Raw genomic sequence first — 21,868 nt, forward strand, 5'->3', positions numbered from 1 at the left:
CGATCCGTCGGCCGAGCCCTAGGCTCGCTCTGTGGCCTCCAGCGCCGTCGCCCTCCGGCGGGTCGTTCAGCGGTACGGCCCGCTGCTGCTCGCCGTCACGGTCGGGGCAGCGGTCTGGGCCAGCGCGACCGGTGACATCGGGGTCCGCTCGCCGCTCCCGGCTGCCGTCCCACTGGTGCTCGCGCTGCTCTCCGGTTGGACCGCCGGCATGCTCCGGACCCGCCGCTGGCCGTTGTTCCTGGTAGCGGCGGTCGGCTGGTGGGTGCTCGCCGCCGCGGCGGCCGGGGTGGTCGCCTCGTACCAGGCGGGCCTGCGGCTGCGTGGTCGGCGGCTCGCCGGCTTCCTCGCCGGCGCGGCAGTGGTGCTGGCCGGCGGGGTGCTGGTCGGGCTGGCGGTGGGTGGCGTACGCCGGATGACCACCGCCTCCACCGGCAACGTGCTGCTTCTCGCCGCCTGTCTGGTCGGGCTTCCGTTGGTCTTCGGCCTCTGGGTGCGGGCGCGCCGGGACACCCTTGCCGCCCTGCGGGACCGGGCCGAGCGACTGGAACGCGAGCAGGCGGCCCGTGCCGATCGGGTTCGCGCCGAGGAGCGGACCCGGATCGCCCGGGAGATGCACGACGTGGTCGCGCACCGGGTCTCGCTGATGGTGGTGCACGCCGGGGCGCTGGAGGTGACCGCGGCCGACCCGGCGACCGTTGAGGCCGCCGCGTTGATCCGCACCACCGGCCGGCAGGCGCTCACCGACCTGCGCGAGGTGCTGGGCGTGCTGCGACAGGCCGGTCCGGCGGTGGTGCCGGAGCGAGGGCTCGACGCGCTGGACGAGCTGATCGGGGAGTCCCGTGCCGCCGGGCTGCGGGTGTGCCGGCGGGACGAGGGTGTTCCGTCGGCCCTACCGGCGACGGTGGGGCGTACGGCGTACCGGGTGGTCCGGGAGGCGCTGACCAACGTGCGCAAGCATGCGGGCGACGCCGAGACGACGGTCTGCCTGCGCTACCTGTCCGACGGGCTGGAGGTGGTGGTCCGCAACGGCCCATCCGGAGGCGGCCAGCCCCTGCCCGGTGCCGGGCAGGGGCTGCTCGGGCTGCGCGAGCGGGTGGAGGTGCTCGGCGGCCGGCTGGAGGCGACGCCCGTGGACGGTGGCTTCCTGGTGCGGGCCCTGATCCCGGTGGCGGGTGCGGCGTGATCCGGGTGGTGGTGGTCGACGATGAGCAACTGGTCCGCGCCGGGCTGCGGTTGATCCTGGAGGCGACCGAGGACATCACGGTGGTGGGTGAGGCGGCGGACGGCGCCGGCGCGCTGGAACAGGCCCAGCGGTTACGCCCCGACGTGGTCCTGCTCGACGTGCGGATGCCGGGAGTCGACGGGCTGACCGTCGCGCCCGACGTGGTCGCCGCCGGACCCAAGGTGATCATGTTGACCACCTTCGACCTGGACGACTATGTGCACCGGGCGCTGCGGGCCGGCGCTGTCGGCTTCCTGCTCAAGGACACCCCGCCCCGCGAGTTGGCGGCGGCCGTCCGCACGGTGGCCGCCGGGAACGCGATGCTCGCCCCGACGGTCACCCGGCGTCTGATCAGCTCGTTCGCCGAGCGGGGTCCGGCCCGCCGAGATGCGGCTCGGGCGCGGCTCGCACCGTTGACCGAGCGGGAGTTGGCGATCGTCCGGGAGGTGGCGCGCGGGCACGGCAACGCGGAGATCGCCCGGCGGTTGACGATGAGCGAGGCCACCGTGAAGGCGCACGTCAGCCGGGCGTTGGCGAAGCTCCAGGCGGGCAACCGGGTGCAGGTGGCGATCATCGTGCACGACGCCGACCTGCTGTGACGGATGCGGCCGTCACCGTCGGGCGGCGGCGCGGCGGTGCGCCCGACGGCGTAGCCACCTGATCCCCTCCAGGCCGAACGTGACGATCAGCGAGAGCCCCACACCGACCAGTACGCCCTTCACCGGGTCACGTTCGAAGGCCAGCCCGCCGAAGTAGCCGAGCAGCCCGCAGTACAGCGCCCAAGTGCCCGCGCCGATGCTGTCGTACAGCAGGAACGCCCGGCGTGGATAGCGCACCGCGCCCATGGTGAGGGTGACGGCGGTCCGCCCGCCGGGCACGTACCGGCTGGTGGTCAGGATGATTCCGCCGCGCCGGTCCACGGCCCGGCGGGCCCACTCGGAGCTGGCCCGCCGGCGGCTGCCGTCCGGGAGGCGGGCCAGCCGGCGGGCGCCTCCGCCCTGCCCGATGGCGTACGAGATGTGGTCGCCGACCAGCGCGCCGAGGGCGGCACTCACGATCACCAGGGTCAGGTTGGGATGCCCGCCGTCCGCCGCGAGCACCCCGGCGGTGATCACGGCGGCCTCGCCCGGCACCGCGGGGAAGAACGCGTCGACCGCGGTGAGCGCGAAGATCACCAGGTAGACCCACGGCGACGTCACCGTCCCACGGAGGAGGTCGAGCAGGGCGTCCATGCCCCTCATGCTTGCCGGGCGTGACGGACCCGGTGGGCGAGTCGCCAGATCCCCCGGGGTTGTCAGTCGGCGTGCACGAGGGCCGGTGGGGCGAGCAGCGGGCCGTGCGTCCTCTTGTCGTCGGCGGTGGGGCCGTGCGAGGTCAGCACCACGGGTGCTCCCAACTCCGCGCGGACCGCCTCGGCCCAGTTCGTCGGCGGGTCGTCGTACACCGGGCGGGAGCGCAGCAGGCGGGCGGTGAGCGCGGCCTGCCGGCCCAGGTCGCCGGGCGGGCCCGGGGTGAGCCGGTCGGTGCTGTCGTAGCGGCGGCAGATCCGCAGCCCGGGGCCGGCCAGGTCGAGGTGGGTCAGCGCCAGGCCGTCGACGCCGCCGGCCGCGGCGAGGGCGTACCGGTGGGCGACCGCGTCGAAGTGACCGAACCGGAACCGGCCCTGCCACGGGTTCGTCGGGTTGTGCGGGTCGGCGAAGGGCAGGGCGGGGTCCTCGGTCACCAGCGGGCCGGGGCCGTGCCGGGTGGTGACCAGCCGGAGCACCCCGATCCGGGTCACCTCGCCGGGCTGGCCCGCCTCGGCGAGCAGGCTGTCGACGTTGGCGAACGTGGTGGTGCTCCAGGTGGTGTACGGGTGGAAGCCGTGCCACTCGTCGAGCAGCACCCCCTGCGCGCCCTCGAAGACGCAGGTCCCGGTACGCAGCGCCGTGGCGAGCCAGTTGCCGTCGACGATGTCGACCCGACCGGCGAAGGCGGTGAACGCGGGCAGGCAGCCCTCGATCGGTGGCGCGTCCAGCGGGCCCAGCTCGGCGGTCAACCGGTCCCGCAGGGTGGTCAACCGCCGGCGCAGCAGCGCGGGGTGGTGGCAGTCGGCGACCCGGGGCGCGTCGTCCGGGTGGGCGAGGCCGTACGCGACGGCCTCGCCCACCCCCAGCCCGCAGGAGCCGTGCCGGTCGGCTCCCCGGGCGTTCTCCCGGGCCCGGTTCGCGGCCCGGTGGTACGGGGTGGCGAGCAGCGCGTCCCCGTCGACGGTCAGCCGGTCGAGCGCGTCGGGCACCCCGACCGTGGCGAGATGGTCGGCCTCGGCGACCAGCGCCAACGGGTCCACCACCACGTGCCGGGACAGGTGCGTGCCGACACCGGGATGGAACGTACCGGCGCCGAACTGCGCGAACGTGTGGTGCCGCCCGTCGCGCAGCACGACGTTGTGCGCCGCCTGCGCGCCCCCGTTGAAGCGGACCACCGTCTGCACGGGACGGGTGGCGCAGAGCCAGTCCACCACCGTGCCCTTGCCGGCGTCGCCGTAGCCGAGGTCGACCACCGCCACGTGCCTCACAGCCGGGTCACCCCGCTGGTGGTGTCGCGGAACGCCGGCAGCGTCGACACCTCGGCCCGCCGTTCCCGGCCGAGCCGGGCCAGCGCCTTCGACACGGTGCCGGTGGCGGCGGAGCCGGCGCGGTCCAGGTCGCGAAGGCCCTGGTCCAGGTCGATGGCCTGTTCGCCGAGGCCGATGGTGAGCGCGATGGTCTCGCAGACCGCGTCGAGGTCGTCGAGCACGACGGCGTTCTGCCCGAGCAGGTCCCGCCAGAAGTCGAGCACCTTGCTGTTCCGGGCGTAGTGGCTGCCGGCGGGGAGCAGGTAGTAGGTGTCCCAGCGGCGGGTCACCTCGTCGACGACCTGCCGCAGCGGCACGTCCTCGCTCAGGCCGTCGCCGATCAGGCTGGCCACCTCCCGGGCCTTCACCCGCTGGTACGCCAGCTCGTCGCCGATGATGAAGAGGTAGCCGCGTCGACCGCGCTTGTCCCAGTTGTCGGTGACGGTGTGCCGGGCCATGAAGTACATGGCCAGCTCGTACGACTCGCTCATCTGCCCGCCGCCACCGCCTTCGAGGACGATCCGGCCGAGGTCGTCGTCCATCCGGTTGTCCGACTCGAACTGGCCCACCTGCAACGGCACCCGGTCGCAGGTGGCGTCGCCGATGGCACCGAACATGATCTGCGGGTCGCTGGCGTAGCCCTGCCGTTGCAGCAGCCCGAGCAGCTGCGGCAGCTTGGTCTGCAGGGTCCGCGGCACCGAGCGCATCGAGCCGGTCACGTCGAAGAGCACCGCGACGGGCGTCGACCGGGGGTGCTCGGCGGAGTCGCGGCTCTCCCGGGTCGCGCCCCGGGGGTCGAGCGCGGGGTGCACGGTGCGCGCTCCGCTGTCGCTGTAGGAGAAGGCGCTCTTGCCGGTGGACCGGCGGTAGCGGTCGGCGGCGTCGTACACGTCGGTGGACCAGATTCCACTGCCCATGACAGCTCCTTAGGGGGTGAGGGTGAAGGGTCGGAAGGTGCGTGGCCCGTAGAGGCGGTCCAGCACCTGGTCGAGTTCGCGGAGCAGGCCCCAGGCGTCGTCCGGCCGGGAGTGCAGCGACCGTTGCCGGCAGCCCTGCGCGAAGGTGTGCAGCTCGCGGGGTGCGCGTGGCCCCATCAGCCAGCTCATGCAGTGGCTGGCCATCGCGATGTCGGTGCCCGGGCCGCAGGGCTGTTTCGTGACAACTTCCTCCGGGTCCCAGCCGTGGCCGGGCACGACCGCCGGGATCGTGGCCCCGACCGCCGCCGAGAAGCACCAGTCGACGAGCACCACGCCGTGGGCGTCCGGCTCGATCAGCACGTGTCGCGGCAGGACCGCGCCGTGCACCACGCCCGCCCGGTGGGCCAGGCCGAGCACCACCAGCAGCCGCCGCCACATCCAGGCCACATCCCGGGGGTCCAACCCGTCGGGGTACGCGCGCCGCACCTCGTCGAGGTCGTGCAGGCCGGGTGCGGTGGCGAGCACGTTGATCCGCCGCTCCGCCCCGGTCTCGGCGTCGCGGTGCCGGAACTCGTCGACGAGCCGGGGCACGTACGGCAGGTAGCGCGGGTCGCCGCGTTCGGCGATGGTGCGCAGGGCGTGCGCCTCGCGGGCCATCAGGTCGTTGTCGGTGGGCCGGCGGGGGAGCTTGAGCAGCCGGTCGTCGCCGACGTCGTAGAGGTCGGCCAGGTCACCCGGGTAGACCGGCGCGCCGAGCCGGTAGTCGCCGAGGACGGTGACCCGCCGTGCCTGCCAGCGGGTGGTGACGCGGATGAACGCGTCGAGGGCTTCGGCGCGTACCGCCGGGTCGGTCGGCAGGCGGTCGGGGTGCAGGGCCGCGACCAGCTCGCGGTAGCGGCGGGCCGGCTCGTCGGCGCCGAACAGGTCGGCGTCGGTGCGGGCGGTCGCGACCAGGCGGATGGCCTCCGCGGCCCTCACCGGATCGTCTCCTCGCGGGCGGGGCGCAGCAGCGCCGGGTGCAGCAGCCGGGCGTCGCCGGCCCGGTAGAGCCGGGCGCGCGGGCCGCCGCGGGCGCCACCGCGCTCGGTGCTGCCGCCGGTGCTCTCCACGAAGCCCGGCACGGAGAGCACCTTGCGGTGGAAGTTGCCGGCGTGCAGCGGGTGCCCCCAGACCGTTTCGTAGACGGCGCGCAGCTCGCTGATGGTGAACTCGGCGGCGAGGAAGCGGGTGGCGAGCGGCGTGTATTCCAGCTTGGACCGGGCCCGTTCCAGCGCGTCGTCGATGATCCGGCCGTGGTCGAAGGCGAGCTGTCGGCTGCTCAACGCGGCCACCGGCAGCCAGATCGCCTCGTCGGCGTCGCTGCCGGCGGCCGGGTCCGGCAGGTCGGGGGCGAACGCGAGGTGGGCGATCGAGACGACACGCATGCGCGGGTCGCGGTCGGGAGCGCCGTAGCTGCCCAACTGCTCCAGGTGTACGCGGCCCAGCGTCTCGCCGCCGATCCCGGTCTCCTCGGCCAGCTCCCGTCGGGCGCCGGCGGTCAGGTCCTCGTCGGGACGGACGAAGCCGCCGGGCAGCGCCCAGTGCCCCGCGAAGGGTGCCTCGCCGCGCCGGATCAGCAGCAGGTGCAGTGCGTCGTCGCGGATGGTCAGCGCCACCACGTCGGTGGTCACGGCGACCGACGGGTAGGCCCGGGGGTCGTACGAGGCCAGGAACTCCTGCTCGTTCATCATGTCTCTCTCACTTTGAGAACATCTCGCTGTGAGAACAACTTAGCGCAGAAGTGTGCGCCTGCCAAGCGGCGATTCAGCGCACGAGACCTGTGAGGTGGGGTCGGCCGTGGGAGTCGTGCAGGGCGAACCCGCCGTCCGGCAGGAGCGCGAAGTTCACCGTGCTCGGCAGCGGTACGGGCAGCTTGAAGGCGACCTCGACGGTGTACGCGTCCGGCAGCCGGGCCTCCACCGCGGCCAGGCAGCGGGCCTTGCTCCACATGCCGTGCGCGATCGGCCGGCGGAAGCCGAACAACCGCGCCCCGAGCCGGGAGGTGTGGATCGGGTTGTGGTCGCCGGAGACCCGCGCGTACTCCGTGCCGACGCGCGGTTCCACCCGCCAGCGGGCGGTGGCGGCCGGTGCCTCGGGGCGTTCGCCCCGCTCGCGCCCGCCCGGCGTGCGCTCCCGACCGAGGTACGTCGAGACACCGCGCCACACCTCCTCCCCGTCCACCGAACCGACCAGCACCACGTCCACCTGCCGCCCCCGGTCGTGCGGGCGCAGGTTCTCCGCGTACGTGGTGACGTCGAGGGCCTGGTCGGCGGTGATCGGGCGGTGCACGGTGATCCGGTTGCCGACGTGCACCAGACCGACCAGCGGAAGGGGGAAATCCGGCGCGGTCATCAGGCGCAGGGCCAGCGGAAAGCCCATGACATGCGGAAACGTCGCGGGCAGCCGATCGGTGAGGCGGAACCCGCAGACCCGGTCGTAGTCGGCCAGCTGCGCCCGGTCGACGGTCACCCCGCCCACGGTCAACTCGACCGCCGGCAGTTCGGGCCCGCGTCGCCCACCGCCGAGGCCCGGTAGCGCGCCGAGCAGCGCCCGTCGGTGCAGCGCCCCGACCGCCGGCATCCGGGGCAGGTCGACCCGGGTGCGACCGCCCGACTCCGGCTGCGCGCCCATCACGCCCCCAGCAGGCTCTGGCCGCAGACGCGGACCACGTTGCCGCTGACCGCGCCGCTGGCCGGCCACGCCAGCCAACCGATCGTCTCGGCCACGTCCACCGGCAACCCGCCCTGGGCCAGGCTGTTCATCCGCCGGCCCGCCTCGCGGACCACCAGCGGGATGCGCGCGGTCAGCCGGGTCTCGATGAAGCCGGGGGCCACCGCGTTGACGCTGATCCCCCGCTCCCGCAGCGCCGGGGCGAGCGAGTCGACCAACCCGATCACGCCGGCCTTGCTGGTGGCGTAGTTGGTCTGCCCCCGGTTGCCGGCGATCCCGGCGATCGAGGAGACCGAGATGATCCGCCCGCCGGCCGGGATCAGCTCCCGCTCCAGTAGCACGTCGTTGATCCGTTCCTGGCTGGACAGGTTGACGTCGATGACCTGGTCCCACCGGTCGGCGTCCATCCGGCCGAGCGTCTTGTCCCGGGTGATGCCGGCGTTGTGCACCACCACATCGACCCGGCCGTGCCGGCTGGCCAGGTGCTCGGCGAGACGGGTCGGCGCGTCCGGCGCGGTCAGGTCGAGTTGGACGGCGGTGCCGCCGATGTCGTTCGCCACCGCGGCGAGCGCGTCGCCGGCGGCCGGAATGTCCAGGGCCACCACCCGCGCGCCGTCCCGGGCCAGCACCTTCGCCAGTGCCGCGCCGATACCCCGCGCGGCACCGGTGACCAGCACGACCTGCCCGTCCAGCGGGCGGTCCCAGTCGGCCGGGGCGCTCGCCGCCGCGCCGCCGCCGACCCGGATGACCTGCCCCGACACGTACGCCGACCGGCCGGACAGCAGGAACCGGATGGTCGATTCGAGGCTCGTGATGGTGCCGGCGGAGTGGGCCGCGTTACCGCTCACGTAGACGAGTTGCGCGGTGCTGCCCCGCCCGAATTCCTTGCCGATGCTGCGGACCAGCCCTTCGAGGGCACGTTGCGCGGTCGCCTCGCGGGGTGTCGCGCACTCCTGCGGCGGCGTGCCCAGCACGATCACCCGACCACTGGGCAGCACCGACCTGGCCTGCGGGTGGAAGAAGTCGTAGAGCTGGCGCAGCTCGGTCGAGTCGGTGATCCCGGTGGCGTCGAAGAGCAGTGCCCCGTACCGCTGCGGGGTGTCGCCAGGCGCGGTGGCGGCGGCCGGGTCGGCCAGCTCAACCCCGGCGGCGGTCAGGATCGTGGTGACCGGCTCGGCGAGCCGGCCGCCGGTGGCCGCGCCGAGCAGGGCCGGCCCGGGCAGCAGCGGGTCGCCGGGGCGGTGCCGGCGCAGTCGGGGCGGGTCGGGCAGCCCGAGGCGCTTGACCAGCGCGCGGCCGGCGGCCGATTGGACGAAGCTCGCGTACCTGTCGGTCATGGGCGTAGCCTACTGGCGAGTAGGGTTCGAGCAACACATGTCGAGGAGGCGGATCGTGCAGAGCATCCGGCGGGTCGCGGTCATCGGGGGCAACCGCATCCCCTTCGCCCGTTCCAACTCCCGCTACGCGGACGCGTCCAACGCCGACCTGCTCGGCGCGGCGCTCGACGGCCTGATCGCCCGGTACGGGCTGGCCGGCCAGCGGATCGGCGAGGTGGTGACCGGCGCGGTGCTCAAGCACTCCCGCGACTTCAACCTCACCCGTGAGGTGGTCCTCGGCTCCCGGCTCGACCCACACACCCCCGCCTACGACATTCAGCAGGCGTGCGGCACCGGCCTGGAGGCGACGATCCTGGTCGCCAACAAGATCGCCCTCGGTCAGCTCGACGTGGGCATCGCCGGCGGTGTCGACACCACCTCCGACGCCCCGCTCGCCGTCAACGAGGAAATGCGGCGCACGCTGCTCAAGCTCAACTCGGCCCGCACGCTGGGCGAACGGCTCAAGATCGCGGCGAAGTTGCGCCCACTCCAGCCGTTCAAGCCGGAGATCCCGCGCAACGCCGAGCCGCGTACCGGCCTGTCCATGGGCGATCACGCCGCCCGCACCGCCCTGCGCTGGCAGATCGACCGGCGATCCCAGGACGAGCTGGCGCTGCGCTCCCACCAGCGACTCGCCGCCGCGTACGACCGGGGCTTCTTCGACGACCTGATGACGCCGTACCTGGGCCTCACCCGCGACCAGAACCTCCGCCCGGACAGCAGTCTGGAGAAGCTCGGCGCGTTGAAGCCGGCCTTCGGCACCCGCGGCCCGGACGCCGAGCAGGCCACCATGACCGCCGGCAACTCGTCGCCCCTCACCGACGGCGCGTCCACCGTGCTGCTGGCCAGCGAGGAGTGGGCGGCGGCCCACCACCTGCCCGTGCTGGCCTGGTTCAGCTGGTCGGAGACGGCGGCGGTGGACTTCGTGCACGGCGACGAAGGGCTGCTGATGGCACCCGCGTACGCGGTGCCCCGGATGCTGGCCCGGGCCGGGCTGACGTTGCAGGACTTCGACTACTACGAGATCCACGAGGCGTTCGCGTCGCAGGTGCTGGCCACCCTCGCCGCCTGGGAGTCGCCGGAGTTCGCCAAGGACCGGCTCGGCCTGGACGCGCCGCTGGGCGCGATCGACACCGACCGGCTCAACGTCAACGGCTCGTCGCTGGCCGCCGGGCACCCGTTCGCCGCCACCGGCGGGCGGATCGTGGCGACCCTGGCCAAGCTGTTGGCCGAGCGGGGCAGCGGGCGCGGGTTGATCTCCATCTGCGCCGCCGGTGGTCAGGGCGTGACCGCCATCCTGGAGCGTTGAACGCGCGATCGTCCCTTACTGGGCCGACCGCCGGTAGGCGTTAACGGACCGTTCAGGAGTTGGTCCGCTGGTGGTGGGTTTCACACGCGACGGTGATCGTCACCGCGCCTCGGCGCGCCTCGATCACTCCTGCGTGCGGAACGGGGCCGTATCACCATGGAGTCCATCTCTCCTCGGACGACCATCCTCTCGGTGGTCATTCCGATGTTCAATGAGGCTGCGGTCATTCCGGCGCTGGTCGCCCGGCTGCGACCGGTGCTCGACGCGCTCGGCGTCGACTACGAGGTGGTCGCCGTCGACGACGGTAGCCGGGACGACACCGTGTCGGTGCTCTTTGACCACGGCCGGGCCTGGCCGCAGCTGCGGGTGCTCCGGCTGCGACGCAACAGCGGCCACCAGGCGGCGTTGACCGCCGGCCTGCACCGGGCCGTCGGCCAGTGGGTGGTCAGCCTGGACGCCGATCTCCAGGATCCGCCGGAGACCATCGCCGAGATGCTCCGGGTGGCCCGCGAGGACGGGGTGGATGTCGTCTACGGCGTTCGCGCCGACCGCAGCACCGACACGGTTTTCAAGCGCAACACCGCCCGTGGCTACTACTGGGCGATGCGCCGGCTCGTCGGCGTCGACCTGCCCGCCCAGGCCGGCGACTTCCGGTTGCTCAGCCGGGACGTGATCGAGGTGCTGCGCCGGTTGCCCGAACGCGCCCCGGTCTACCGGCTGCTGGTGCCGTCGCTCGGCTTCCCCAGCGCCGAGGTGCGCTACGACCGCGAGGCCCGCGCGGCCGGCGAGACGAAGTATCCGCTGCGCCGGATGGTGGCCCTGGCCTGGGAGAGCACGGCGAACTTCTCCGCCGCGCCGCTGCGCCTGGCCACCTGGATGGGGATGTCGAGCTTCCTGCTCTGCCTGGCCCTGATCGTGTTCGGCATGGTCGTGCACGTCTCCGGCGCCACCATCCCCGGCTGGACCTCGATGTTCGTCGCGGTGCTGTTGCTCAGCGGGGTGCAGTTGGTCTGCCTCGGCCTGCTGGGCGAGTACGTCGGCCGGATCTACGCCACCGTGCAGAACCGGCCCGCGTTCCACATCGGGTTCGACTCCCGGGACGGGGTCCCGGGCGCTGAGACAGGTGCAGGTGCTCATGTCGGTGACAAAGTTGTCGGCCTCCGTGGCTGACACCCTGCTGGCCGAGCGGGTCAACACCCCAACCCCGGCCCCGCGTCGGGGTGCTCTCGTGCCGGTTCTCAGCACGCTCCCGTGGGTGCTCGTGATCGTCGCGCTGCTCGTGGTCTGGTCCCGCGGCAGCGTGCCCGCCCCGGTGATTGCGCGGTTCTCCGCGTACTGGGTCCTCGCACTGGTGCTCCCCGGGGCCTTGGTGTACCGCGCGTTGCGCGGCAGCCGGGGCAACCTGCCGGAGGATCTCGGCTACGGCGCGGCCACCGGCCTGCTGCTGGAGATCATCGCGTGGGCGTTGGCTGCGGCGACCGGTCAGCAGTCCCTGCTGCGGTGGTGGGCCCTGCCCGTTCTCGTCGTGTTCGCCGCCGTTCCCGGGCTGCGCCGGCATTGGCGGGTCGGGGAGCGCCGTCCGCTGCCGCTGGCCTGGCACTGGGCGATGGGCGCGGCGCTGTTGGTGGTGCTGGCCTGGGGATACACCCAGTGGCGGACGGTCCCGCTGCCCCCGGTGTACGGCGGCTACTACCAGGACATCCTCTACCACCTGGGTCTGGTGCAGGAGCTGACCCGGGCGATGCCGTTCGAGTTGCCGCACGTCGCCGGGGAGGCCCTGCGCTACCACTACCTGTCCGACGCGCACATCGCCAGCGGCAGCATGATCACCGGAATTTCGCCGGCGGTGGTGCTGCTGCGACTCTGGCTGGTGCCGGTGATCGGAACCGCCGTGCTGCTCGCGGCCGGGCTCGCCCGGGACCTGAGTGGAGCCGTCTGGGCCGGCCCGGTGGCCGCCCTCGCCGCCTTCACCGGGGCCACCGTCACGCTCGGGTCGCCGGTCGGCGTGTCCGGCGAGATGCCGCTGTCGTACGCGAGCCCTTCCCAGACGTACGCGCTGGTGCCGTTGCTGCTGCTCGCCGGGCTCATCGTCGACGTGGCCCGGGGGCGTGCCCTCGGCGCGGCCTGGCCGTTGGTTCCGGTGCTCGGGCTGGTCTGTGCCGGGGCGAAGTCCAGCGCGTTGCCTCCGCTGATCGCCGGCCTGGGTCTCACCGCCGTCGTGTTCTGGTGGCGCAAGCGGCAGGTCCCGCGGCCCGCCCTGGTGGCGCTGGCCTGCCTGGTGGCGGCGATGGCGCTCGGTTTCCGGCTGTTCGCCGGTGGCGGGGCGGGTACGTTGCGCGTGCAGGCGTTGGCGTTGCTGCACTTCATCGCCCCGTACGCCGAGACCCTCGGACCGGGTGACGGCATCTGGCCGAGTGCGCCGCTGCCGCCGGGGATCAACGACGCTGGTGCTCTCGGTTGGCTGCTGGCGTTCGCCGTGGTCGTCTGGTGGGTGCTGGGTCAGGCGCCCCGATGGGTGGGCATGAGCCTGCTCGTCGACAGGGGGCACCGGGCCGACCCGGCCGTCTGGCTGCTCGCCGGCACGGTCCTGGCCGGTGCGGGCGCCACCTGGGTGTTCCAGCACCCGTCGATCAGTCAGATCTACTTCTGGATGGGTGTCATCCCGGTCGGTGTCGTACTGACCACCTGGTCCCTCGCCGAGGCCCGAGCGCCCTGGCCGGTGCTGGTGGTGCCCGCCGTGGCCGGCGCTCTGGCGGGGCTCGCCACGGCAGGCACGGTGGTGGGCTTCGCCGTGCCGAGGATCAGCCGTCCCGGCACCCCCATCACCTCGACGATCGAGGGTTGGCTGCGGGTGCTGGGTCTCTCGGCGGCCCGGTACGTGCTGTTCGTGGCGGTGGCCGCCGCGCTCGCCGTCGGGGTGGCCGCCCTGTGGCGGGGTCGCGTCCGGTCGTCGCCCCCGGTGCAGGTCGCCCCGGTAGGTCGTCGGCGGGTGGCTACGATCGCCCTGGCCGGGGTCACCGCGGCGATGCTCGGGGCCAGCGCGGCCGTCGTGGTGGGCGGCACTGTCCGCTCGGTGCTGACCGAGCCGGTGCCGGTGACCGGGCCGCAGCCGTACGCGCTGACCGTCGACGAGATGCGCGCGGCGCTGTGGCTGGACGACAACGCCGCCGACGACGACGTGGTCGCGACCAACGTGCACTGCCGGCCGGTGCGGACCACCCCGCACTGCGATGCCCGTGCGTTCTGGGTGACGGGCCTGGGTGGGCACCGCGCGGTGGTGGAGAGCTGGGGCTACACGGACGCGGTCGTGGCCGCGCACGGCGTCGAGAACCTCGGGTACGCCCGACAGAACTTCCCCGACCAGGCGCTGCTCGCGCTCAACGACGGGGTGTTCAGCACGCCGACCCAGGCGAACCTGGACCGGCTCCGCACCGAGCACGGGGTCCGGTGGCTCTTCGCCGACAGCAGGGCGGGCGCGGTGTCGGCGGAGCTGGCCGGGTTGGCGCAGGTACGGCTGGTCGCCGGCCCGGTCACCGTCTACGAGCTGACCCGGCCCGGACGGCCGTGACGACCCCGGCCCGGTCCCGGCCCCGACCAGCGGGTGCGGGACAATGAGGTACGTGACGACGATCCCGAACGTGCTCGCCAACCGCTACGCCTCGCCCGAACTGGTCGCCCTCTGGTCCCCGGAGGAGAAGGTCCGGATGGAGCGGCGGCTCTGGCTCGCGGTGCTCCGCGCTCAGCGCGACCTGGGCGTGCCGGTGCCCGATGGCGTGGTCGAGGCGTACGAGCGGGTGCTCGACCAGGTCGACCTGGCGTCGATCGCGGAGCGGGAGCGGGTCACCCGGCACGACGTGAAGGCCCGGATCGAGGAGTTCAGCGCGCTCGCCGGGTACGAGCACGTGCACAAGGGGATGACCTCCCGGGATCTCACCGAGAACGTCGAGCAGCTTCAGGTGCGCGCCTCGCTGGAGCTGATCCGCGACCGGGTGGTGGCCACCCTGGCCCGGTTGGCCTGGCTGGCACACGAGCACTCCGAGCTGGTGATGACCGGCCGTTCGCACAACGTCGCGGCGCAGGCCACCACGCTGGGCAAGCGCTTCGCGTCGGCCGCGGAGGAGCTGCTGATCGCGTACGAGCGGCTGGAGGAGCTGATCGCCCGGTACCCGCTGCGGGGGATCAAGGGACCGGTCGGCACGGCCGCCGATCAGCTCGACCTCTTCGACGGGGACGCCGACAAGGTGGCCGAGTTGGAGCGGCGGGTCGCCCAGCACCTGGGCTTCTCGCGGGTGCTGGACAGCGTCGGGCAGGTCTACCCGCGCTCGCTCGACTTCGACGTGCTGGCCGCGTTGGCGCAGACCGCCGCCGCGCCGTCGTCGCTGGCCACCACGATCCGGTTGATGGTCGGCCAGGAGTTGGCGACGGAGGGCTTCAAGCCGGGTCAGGTCGGCTCCAGCGCGATGCCGCACAAGATGAACACCCGCTCGTCGGAGCGCGTGAACGGCTTCGCCGTGATCATCCGGGGTTACCTGTCGATGGTCGGCGAGTTGGCCGGTGACCAGTGGAACGAGGGGGACGTGTCCTGCTCGGTGGTCCGACGGGTGGCGCTGCCGGACGCGTTCTTCGCCGCCGACGGGCTGTTCCAGACGTTCCTCACCGTGCTCGACGAGTTCGGCGCGTACCCGGCGGTGATCAACCGGGAGTTGGAGCGCTTCCTGCCGTTCCTGGCCACCACGAAGATCCTGGTCGCGGCGGTCCGCCGGGGCGTCGGCCGGGAGGTCGCCCACGAGGTGATCAAGGAGCACGCGGTCGCGGTGGCGCTGGCGATGCGGGAGAAGGGCTCACCGGAGAACGACCTCTTCGACCGGTTGGCGGCGGACGGCCGGCTCGGCCTGTCCCGCGCCGACATCGACACCCTGGTCGCCGATCGCAGCGCCTTCGTCGGCGCCGCCCCGGCGCAGGTGGCGTCGGTGACCCGTCGCATCACCGACGTGGTGACGGCACACCCGGAGGCGGCCACCTACAGCCCGCCCCCGATCCTCTGAGCTTGGATGCTGTTGGGTCGCTCATGGTGATCTGACAGCTTCCGAACATCCGGTCCATAGCGTCATCGCATGCGACCAAAAATGACCTTGGCGGCGCTCGCCACCGCAGCGGTAGCGGCGGCGCTGTTGAACCCGATCTCGGCGGCGGCCAGCGCCGCCTCGACCTCCTCCGTCTCCATCGGTGTGCCCCCGGGGGCCGCGCAACGGGTGGAGTCGGTCCGGTACAACCTGGGTGACCAGGCGTTCAAGCCGCCCGCGGAGATCGGTTACGTCGGGGACAACGAGCTGAACGGCGTCGTCTACTACCCCAAGGATCTGGGGCGGGGCACCCACCCGCTCATCATGATCGAGCACGGCTACTGGGGCACCTGCGCCGACCGGGACGCCGAGCGACGTCAGAACGCGGCGATCCGGGCCCGGGACGCCGCGACGGCGGCCGGCAACACCGCCGAGGTCGAGCGGCAGGAAAAGATCATCAATGAAATGGCCGCCCGGCTCTGGGGCTGGCCCTGCCGGTCCGGCGTGCCGCAGCTGCCGAGCCTGGTGGGCTACGAGTACCTCGGTCGGCAGCTCGCCGCCGCCGGTTTCGTCGTGGTCTCCATCGGCACCAACGGCATCAACGCCAACGACCCCGGGCAGGCCGACACGACGTTCTACAACCGGGCTGCCCTGATCAACAAGCAGTTGGAGATGTGGCAGCAACTCTCCACCACCGGGCGTGGGCCGCTGCGCGGCAGCTTCGTCGACCCGCAGAGCGGGCGGCACCGCGATGTCGACTTCCGGGGGCACGTCGACCTGACCCGGGTCGGCACCATCGGCCACTCCCGGGGCGGCGGTGGGGTCATGCAGCAGGCCGCGGATGTCCGCCGCGACCAGTGGCCGGCCGGCGTGCAGGTCAAGGCCGTCTTCGGCCTGGCGCCCGTGTTCAACTGGAACGGGGAGGCGGTGACCAGGACGCCGTTCGCCGTGATGTGGGGCACCTGCGACAGCGACAACAGCGGAAGCTACTTCGAGGACAACGTGGGTGCCAACCGGGTGCCGATCTACAAGTACACCCTGACCGGCGGCAACCATGACTCCTTCAACACCCAGTGGTCGCCGAGCAGTGGGCAGGTCGGCAGCCGGGACGACGCGGAACCCGGGTCGCGGCCCGGCTACTGCCGGTCCCAGTTTCCCGGCGACGACTCGCACCGGGACCAGAAGGCCCTGACCGAGGAGCAGCAGCGCCGGATCGCCACCGCGTACGCCTCCGCCTTCTTCCTGCGTCACCTCCAGGGGCAGCGGCAGTACGACCCGGTGCTCAACGGAGTTCGGCGACTGCCGAACCTGCCGGACGCCGTCCAGGTGAAGTTCGCACCTCCGGTCGCCCGCTGACAGGTGCGGTCACGGGTTCGGGGTTTCGGCGGCGGAGCTGAGGTTGGGGGCGCTGGCGGGTTCGGCGATGCCACCGGGAGAGCCGGTGAAGCCCGCGACCTCCGCGGTCTCCGCCGCCACCGCCGGCTGGTCGGCCGGCATGACCTCGGGCATCGTGGGTACGGCGACCACGGCCGTCCCGTACGCGCAGATCTCCATCCACATCTCGCCGCAGTCCCGACTGTCGAACCGCATGCCGATCACCGCGTTCGCGCCGAGCCGCAGGGCCTCCTCGCCGAGGCGGGCCACCGAGTCGGTACGCCACCGGGTCAGGTTGTCCGGGGCCATCGGGTCGTACGCGCCACCGCGCAGGTTCTTGACACCCTCGCGGTACGGGTTGCGCGTCCTGGCCATCGATGACACCACCTCACCGAGAATCTGGCGGATCTCGTAGCCGGGCAGTTGCTCTGTCGTCACGACCAGCACGGTTCCGATGCTGTCAGGAGTGGCGCGACCCGATCGGGTGCATTGTTCACCTGATCGGATGCTGCAAAACAGCGCGGCGCGGACGGTCGGCACGGTGCCGGCCATCCGCGCCGCGTCGGGCGTTAACCGTCAGACACCGGCCACCGAGGTGATCCAGGCCCGGTTGTACGCAACGCTGCCGTAGTTCTGGATGCTCGACCCGTCGGCGGTGGAGGCGACACCGACCTGCTGACCGTTGTAGAACTGCGGGCCGCCGGAGTCGCCGCGCCAGGCGTTGCCGTTGATCCGGGTGCTGCGGATCGCCTGGCCGCCGTACGCGTCGGTGACGCTGTTGCTGGTCACCCGGACGGTGGCGGTCTTCAGCTGGGTGGACGCGGAGCAGCCGCTGTAGCAGGTCATGCCCCAGCCGTAGATCGAGTTCGTCGAGTTGATCGGCGGGTTGCTGCTGGCCAGGCTCACCGCGGAGGTGCTGACGGTGCTCGAGAGCCGCATGAGCGCGAGGTCGTAGCGGGTGTAGGTGGCGCTGACCGTGCGGGTGACCCCGCCGGAGGTGCGGTTCACGCTTCCGATGCGCACCGACATGGTGCCGTTGAGGCAGTGTCGGGCGGTGAGCACCCACTGCGCGGCGATGACGCTGCCGGAGCAGGTGAACGAACCGTTGCTGAGCACGGCGGCGGCCCAGGGGGCGGACGAGACGGTGCCGCCGCCGATGATGGGTTGCGGGCCGGCGGGTGCGGCGGACGCGGCGGACGTGACGCCGAGGGCGCCGACCAGCGCGGTGCTGAGGACGGCGAGCAGGGAGCGGATGCGCATCGGGTGGACTCCTTGGACGGGGGCGGGCCCGGGGTCGCCGGGTGCGGGTGCGGCGGCAGCGGGGGTTCCCGTGGACGCCTCAATCGACTTACATCGATGTAGAGTAAGGCCCGAAGTGATCATTATCAAGAACCTGATCGAGGTTCGACAATGTAACGATTCAGCTACCAGCAACGCCGTATATGTCCTGCTGAGGCCACCTGTCGCGCCTGACGGGTCATCCTGGGCGGCGGCAGTGTCGATCACTGTCTGAACTGCGGCCGGCCGGTGCGTCCGCGGCGATATCTGCCAGGTACGCTGGCTGCGCTCGCCCATTGTGGGTCGGCACCCAACTGCGTACACAGTCAGGAGTGCCCAGTGCCTCGCGTCGTCGTCGACGTCATGCTCAAGCCCGAGATCCTCGATCCGCAGGGCCAGGCCGTCGCAAACGCGCTGCCCCGGCTCGGCGTCAGTGATGTCGCCTCGGTTCGGATCGGCAGGCGGATCGAGATCGAGTTCACCGGTGAACCGGATCTCGACCGCGCTCGGGAAATTGCCGACAAACTGCTCGCCAACCCGGTCATCGAGGACTTCACCATCCGCCTGGTCGAGGCCGACGAGACCGCGGACGCCCGCTCGTGACCGCCCGGGTCGGTGTGGTCACCTTCCCCGGCTCGCTCGACGACGGGGACGCGGCCCGGGCCGTCCGGATCGCCGGCGCTGAGCCGGTCCGGCTCTGGCACGGCGACCCGGACCTGCACGGCGTCGACGCGGTCGTCCTGCCCGGCGGGTTCTCCTACGGTGACTACCTGCGGTGTGGTGCCATCGCCCGGTTCGCCCCGGTGATGGAGACGATCGTGGACGCCGCCCAGGGTGGTCTGCCGGTGCTCGGCATCTGCAACGGCTTCCAGATCCTGTGTGAGGCGCACCTGCTGCCGGGCGCGCTCACCCGCAACCAGCACCTGCACTTCCGCAACCGGGACCAGGTCCTGCGCATCGAGTCGGTCGGGACCGCGTGGACCAACGTGTTCCAGCCCGGCCAGGAGGTGCTCATCCCGGTCAAGAACGGTGAGGGCTGCTACGTCGCGGACACCGCGACGCTGGACCAGCTCGAAGCCGAGGGCCGGGTGGTCGCACGCTACGTCGGCGGCAACCCCAACGGGTCCCAGCGCGACATCGCCGCGATCACCAACGCCGCCGGCAACGTGGTCGGCATCATGCCGCACCCCGAGCACGCGGTGGAGGCGCTCACCGGCCCTTCGCTGGACGGCCTCGGCTTCTTCACGTCGGCCCTCAAGCACCTGGTGGGGGCGCCGGCATGACCGGCGGCACGATCATCGGTCAGCTCAACCGCCGGTCTGGCGGGCACGAGCGCAGCGAGGAGAGGTCATGACCACCCATCCGGACCCGGTACGGGACACACCGGAGGCGTACTCCGCCCCGGCGCAGCCGGCCGAGCCGAGCCCGGCGCAGCCGGTCGCACCGGCGGCCGCTCCCGCCCAGCCGGCCGCCGCCGTCTGGACCGAGGGCGTGGACACCGTGCCGCGTGCCGGTGCCACCCCGGGCGAGCTTCAGCCGTACACCGAGCTGGGCCTGCGCGATGACGAGTACGAGCGGATCCGGCAGATCCTCGACCGCCGGCCCACGCAGTCCGAGCTGGCCATGTATTCGATCATGTGGAGCGAGCACTGCTCCTACAAGTCGAGCAAGGTGCACCTGCGCCAGTTCGGTGAGAAGGCCGTGCACAGCGACCGGCTGCTCGCCGGCATCGGTGAGAACGCCGGCGTCGTGCAGGTCTCCGACGAGCTGGCGGTGACCTTCAAGGTCGAGTCGCACAACCACCCGAGCTTCGTCGAGCCGTACCAGGGCGCGGCGACCGGTGTCGGCGGCATCGTCCGGGACATCCTCGCCATGGGCGCCCGCCCGGTCGCGGTGATGGACCCGCTGCGCTTCGGTGCCGCGGACCACCCGGACACCGCCCGGGTGCTCACCGGCGTGGTCGCCGGGGTGGGCGGCTACGGCAACTGCCTGGGCCTGCCCAACATCGGTGGCGAGCTGGTCTTCGACCCCTCCTACCAGGGCAACCCGCTGCTCAACGCGCTCTGCCTGGGTGTGCTGCCGGTCAGCCGGCTGCAGAACAAGGCCGCCGCTGGCCCGGGCAACGTTGTCGTGCTGATGGGCGCCAAGACCGGCCGCGACGGCATCGGCGGCGTCTCGGTGCTCGCCAGCGCCACCTTCGACGAGGGCAGCGAGGCTCGCCGCCCCGCCGTGCAGGTCGGTGACCCGTTCACCGAGAAGCTGCTGATCGAGGCGTGCCTCGAGCTGTACGACGGCCAGCTGGTCGTCGGCATCCAGGACCTCGGCGGCGCCGGCCTGACCTGCGCGCTCACCGAGACCGCCGCCGCCGCCGGCACCGGCATGCGGGTCTGGCTGGAGCGGGTGCCGCTGCGCGAACCGTCGATGGACCCGCACGAGATCCTGGCCAGCGAGTCGCAGGAGCGGATGCTGCTGGTCGTCGAGCCGGACAAGCTCGACACCGTGCTCAAGACCTGCGAGAAGTGGGGCGTCCTCGCCACCGCGATCGGTGAGGTCACCGCACCGGAGCCGGACGGCAGCCCCGGTCGACTGCTGATCACCTGGCGGGACCACCTGGTCGTCGACGTGCCGCCGGGTTCGCTGGTCGATGACGGCCCGGTCTACGCCCGGCCGATGCGCGAGCCGGCCGACCTGATCCTGCTCCAGGCCGACCGGGCCGAGACGCTGCCCCGCCCGGCCGACCCGGAGGCGCTGCGGGAGACCGTGCTGCGCATGATCGCGTCGCCCAACCTGGCCGACAAGACCTGGGTCACCGAGCAGTACGACCGCTACGTGCTGGGCAACACAGTGCTCGCCCAGCCGGAGGACGGCGGCGTGATCCGGATCGACGAGCGGACCGGTCTCGGCGTGGCGCTGTCGGTGGACGGCAACGGTCGGTACGCCCGGCTCGACCCGTACAACGGCACGAAGCTGGCCCTGGCCGAGGCGTACCGGAACGTGGCGGTGACCGGCGCGAAGCCGATCGCCGTGACCAACTGCCTCAACTTCGGCTCCCCGGAGGACCCGGGCGTGATGTGGCAGTTCGCCGAGGCCGTGCGCGGCCTGGCGGACGGCTGCGTGGAGCTGGGCATCCCGGTCACCGGTGGCAACGTCAGCTTTTACAACCAGACCGGTGCCGCGGCGATCCACCCGACCCCGGTGGTCGGCGTGCTGGGTGTGCTGGACAACGTCGCCGACCGGGTGCCGATGGGCTTCGTGCCGCGTGCCGGTGGCGACAACGACCAGCTCTACCTGCTCGGTGAGACGAACGTGGAGCTGTCCGGCTCGGAGTGGGCCTGGGTGACGCACGAGCACCTCGGCGGTATTCCGCCGCAGGTCGACCTCGGACGGGAGAAGGCGCTCGCCGAGCTGCTGGCCGAGGCCGCCCGCGTCGGTCACCTCAGCTCGGCGCACGACCTCTCCGACGGGGGTCTTGCCCAGGGCCTGGTCGAGTCCTGCCTGCGTCGCGGGGTCGGTGCCCGGGTCGCAGTGCCGGAGCAGTTCGCCGAGGGCTCGATGCCGTTCGTCTACCTGTTCAGCGAGTCCGCCACGCGGGCGCTGGTCTCGGTGCCGCGCGGTCACGACAAGGCGTTCGCGGCGCTCTGCGCCGAGCGGGGCGTGCCGTTCGAGTTGATCGGCGTCACCGACCCGTCCGGCGGGGCGCTCGAGGTGCACGGCCAGTTCCGGATCGGCCTGGACGAGCTGCGCGCCGCGCACACCGAGACGTTGCCGCGCCTCTTCGGCGGCTCGGCGGCCGTCGAGGTGCCGGCGCCGGCTGCTGGCGTGGCGGGTGCGGTCGAGGCCGTCCCGATGCCGGGGGAGCCGGCCGAGCCGGTCGACGCGGCCGAGGTGGTCTCCGAGCCGATCGCTTCCTCGGGTCCTTCCCCGGAGACCGGCGCGGTCGAGCCGATCGGGTCAGCGCAGCCCGACGGGGCGTCCGAGTCCGGCCCCGGTGTCACCGAGCCGTCGGCTGACGAGCGCTGAGGCG

Annotated in this window: 19 protein-coding genes; 10 read left to right on the top strand and 9 right to left on the bottom strand. The window is 72.5% G+C overall.

Features of this window, described 5'->3' with window-relative positions; all coding sequences use genetic code 11:
• The first annotated feature begins 31 nt into the window (after window positions 1–31).
• Together EV382_RS26145 and EV382_RS26150 are read left to right on the top strand one after the other, a co-directional pair.
• Window positions 32–1,183 (top strand): sensor histidine kinase, encoded by a 1,152-nt coding sequence (locus EV382_RS26145; protein ID WP_130406111.1) that lies wholly within the window; start codon window positions 32–34, stop codon window positions 1,181–1,183.
• A complete protein-coding gene (locus EV382_RS26150) occupies window positions 1,180–1,821 on the top strand; it encodes a response regulator (RefSeq protein ID WP_130406113.1) in 642 nt (213 codons plus the stop codon). The genes EV382_RS26145 and EV382_RS26150 overlap by 4 nt, the downstream gene beginning before the upstream one ends.
• 12 nt (window positions 1,822–1,833) lie before the next feature.
• Here EV382_RS26150 and EV382_RS26155 read toward each other — a convergent pair whose 3' ends face one another.
• From EV382_RS26155 to EV382_RS26185, 7 genes are all read right to left on the bottom strand, one after another.
• Entirely contained in the window at window positions 1,834–2,454 is a 621-nt protein-coding gene (locus tag EV382_RS26155) for a DedA family protein (protein ID WP_130406115.1), read from the bottom strand.
• Between the two features lie 62 nt (window positions 2,455–2,516).
• Window positions 2,517–3,779 carry an adenylosuccinate synthetase gene (locus tag EV382_RS26160; protein WP_130406117.1) on the bottom strand — a complete coding sequence of 421 codons (1,263 nt, stop codon included), beginning with the start codon at window positions 3,777–3,779 and terminating at the stop codon, window positions 2,517–2,519.
• On the bottom strand, window positions 3,776–4,735 hold the full coding sequence (locus EV382_RS26165; RefSeq protein WP_130406119.1) for a hypothetical protein: 960 nt from the start codon (window positions 4,733–4,735) through the stop codon (window positions 3,776–3,778). Before EV382_RS26165 ends, EV382_RS26160 begins: the two co-directional genes overlap by 4 nt.
• A 9-nt stretch (window positions 4,736–4,744) precedes the next feature.
• Window positions 4,745–5,713: a BUD32 family EKC/KEOPS complex subunit gene (locus EV382_RS26170; protein WP_130406121.1), complete on the bottom strand. Its 969-nt coding sequence runs from the start codon at window positions 5,711–5,713 to the stop codon at window positions 4,745–4,747.
• A complete protein-coding gene (locus tag EV382_RS26175; protein WP_244236817.1) occupies window positions 5,710–6,465 on the bottom strand; it encodes an NUDIX hydrolase in 756 nt (251 codons plus the stop codon). The genes EV382_RS26170 and EV382_RS26175 overlap by 4 nt, the downstream gene beginning before the upstream one ends.
• Window positions 6,466–6,538: 73 nt before the next feature.
• Window positions 6,539–7,405: a MaoC/PaaZ C-terminal domain-containing protein gene (locus EV382_RS26180; protein WP_130406123.1), complete on the bottom strand. Its 867-nt coding sequence runs from the start codon at window positions 7,403–7,405 to the stop codon at window positions 6,539–6,541.
• Window positions 7,405–8,781 (bottom strand): 3-oxoacyl-ACP reductase, encoded by a 1,377-nt coding sequence (locus EV382_RS26185; RefSeq protein WP_130406125.1) that lies wholly within the window; start codon window positions 8,779–8,781, stop codon window positions 7,405–7,407. Before EV382_RS26185 ends, EV382_RS26180 begins: the two co-directional genes overlap by 1 nt.
• Window positions 8,782–8,836: 55 nt before the next feature.
• Between EV382_RS26185 and EV382_RS26190 the strand changes: the two genes are divergently transcribed.
• The 5 genes from EV382_RS26190 to EV382_RS26205 all read left to right on the top strand — a co-directional run bounded on the left by EV382_RS26190 (window position 8,837) and on the right by EV382_RS26205 (window position 16,548).
• Complete coding sequence (locus tag EV382_RS26190) at window positions 8,837–10,129, top strand: acetyl-CoA C-acetyltransferase (protein ID WP_130406127.1); 1,293 nt, start codon at window positions 8,837–8,839, stop codon at window positions 10,127–10,129.
• Between the two features lie 192 nt (window positions 10,130–10,321).
• Window positions 10,322–11,299: a glycosyltransferase family 2 protein gene (locus EV382_RS26195; protein WP_341870174.1), complete on the top strand. Its 978-nt coding sequence runs from the start codon at window positions 10,322–10,324 to the stop codon at window positions 11,297–11,299.
• A complete protein-coding gene (locus EV382_RS32925) occupies window positions 11,292–13,697 on the top strand; it encodes a hypothetical protein (RefSeq protein ID WP_165435869.1) in 2,406 nt (801 codons plus the stop codon). The genes EV382_RS26195 and EV382_RS32925 overlap by 8 nt, the downstream gene beginning before the upstream one ends.
• Before the next feature lie 52 nt (window positions 13,698–13,749).
• Complete coding sequence (gene purB, locus EV382_RS26200) at window positions 13,750–15,174, top strand: adenylosuccinate lyase (RefSeq protein ID WP_130406131.1); 1,425 nt, start codon at window positions 13,750–13,752, stop codon at window positions 15,172–15,174.
• Window positions 15,175–15,243: 69 nt separating this feature from the next.
• Window positions 15,244–16,548, top strand: a complete 1,305-nt coding sequence (locus EV382_RS26205; RefSeq protein WP_130406133.1) for an alpha/beta hydrolase — start codon at window positions 15,244–15,246, stop codon at window positions 16,546–16,548.
• 9 nt (window positions 16,549–16,557) lie between these two features.
• On the opposite strand, the gene EV382_RS26210 is transcribed toward EV382_RS26205, so the two are convergent.
• Together EV382_RS26210 and EV382_RS26215 are read right to left on the bottom strand one after the other, a co-directional pair.
• The gene (locus EV382_RS26210) at window positions 16,558–17,118 is read right to left on the bottom strand and encodes a YbjQ family protein (RefSeq protein ID WP_130406135.1); all 561 of its coding nucleotides are present in this window, start codon (window positions 17,116–17,118) and stop codon (window positions 16,558–16,560) included.
• Window positions 17,119–17,142: 24 nt separating this feature from the next.
• Entirely contained in the window at window positions 17,143–17,826 is a 684-nt protein-coding gene (locus tag EV382_RS26215; RefSeq protein WP_130406137.1) for a S1 family peptidase, read from the bottom strand.
• Window positions 17,827–18,183: 357 nt separating this feature from the next.
• Between EV382_RS26215 and purS the strand changes: the two genes are divergently transcribed.
• The 3 genes from purS (at window position 18,184) to purL (ending at window position 21,864) form a co-directional block, all read left to right on the top strand.
• A complete protein-coding gene (purS, locus tag EV382_RS26220; RefSeq protein ID WP_130406139.1) occupies window positions 18,184–18,447 on the top strand; it encodes a phosphoribosylformylglycinamidine synthase subunit PurS in 264 nt (87 codons plus the stop codon).
• Window positions 18,444–19,127, top strand: a complete 684-nt coding sequence (purQ, locus tag EV382_RS26225; RefSeq protein WP_130406141.1) for a phosphoribosylformylglycinamidine synthase subunit PurQ — start codon at window positions 18,444–18,446, stop codon at window positions 19,125–19,127. Before purS ends, purQ begins: the two co-directional genes overlap by 4 nt.
• A gap of 67 nt (window positions 19,128–19,194) precedes the next feature.
• Complete coding sequence (purL, locus tag EV382_RS26230; protein WP_130406143.1) at window positions 19,195–21,864, top strand: phosphoribosylformylglycinamidine synthase subunit PurL; 2,670 nt, start codon at window positions 19,195–19,197, stop codon at window positions 21,862–21,864.
• Window positions 21,865–21,868 lie beyond the last annotated feature (4 nt).

It is taken from the genome of Micromonospora violae, from assembly GCF_004217135.1.
In the GTDB taxonomy this organism is placed as follows: Bacteria; Actinomycetota; Actinomycetes; order Mycobacteriales; family Micromonosporaceae; genus Micromonospora; species Micromonospora violae.

What these genes read in the sequence shown, in the direction of transcription:
- EV382_RS26180 (WP_130406123.1), bottom strand. Translation starts at nt 7,405, where the DNA reads ATGGGCGCGCAGCCGGAGTCGGGCGGTCGCACCCGGGTCGACCTGCCC.
- EV382_RS26205 (WP_130406133.1), top strand. Translation starts at nt 15,244, where the DNA reads ATGCGACCAAAAATGACCTTGGCGGCGCTCGCCACCGCAGCGGTAGCG.
- EV382_RS26165 (WP_130406119.1), bottom strand. Translation starts at nt 4,735, where the DNA reads ATGGGCAGTGGAATCTGGTCCACCGACGTGTACGACGCCGCCGACCGC.
- EV382_RS26210 (WP_130406135.1), bottom strand. Translation starts at nt 17,118, where the DNA reads ATGGCCGGCACCGTGCCGACCGTCCGCGCCGCGCTGTTTTGCAGCATC.
- EV382_RS26175 (WP_244236817.1), bottom strand. Translation starts at nt 6,465, where the DNA reads ATGATGAACGAGCAGGAGTTCCTGGCCTCGTACGACCCCCGGGCCTAC.
- EV382_RS26215 (WP_130406137.1), bottom strand. Translation starts at nt 17,826, where the DNA reads ATGCGCATCCGCTCCCTGCTCGCCGTCCTCAGCACCGCGCTGGTCGGC.
- purL (WP_130406143.1), top strand. Translation starts at nt 19,195, where the DNA reads ATGACCACCCATCCGGACCCGGTACGGGACACACCGGAGGCGTACTCC.
- EV382_RS26185 (WP_130406125.1), bottom strand. Translation starts at nt 8,781, where the DNA reads ATGACCGACAGGTACGCGAGCTTCGTCCAATCGGCCGCCGGCCGCGCG.
- EV382_RS26155 (WP_130406115.1), bottom strand. Translation starts at nt 2,454, where the DNA reads ATGGACGCCCTGCTCGACCTCCTCCGTGGGACGGTGACGTCGCCGTGG.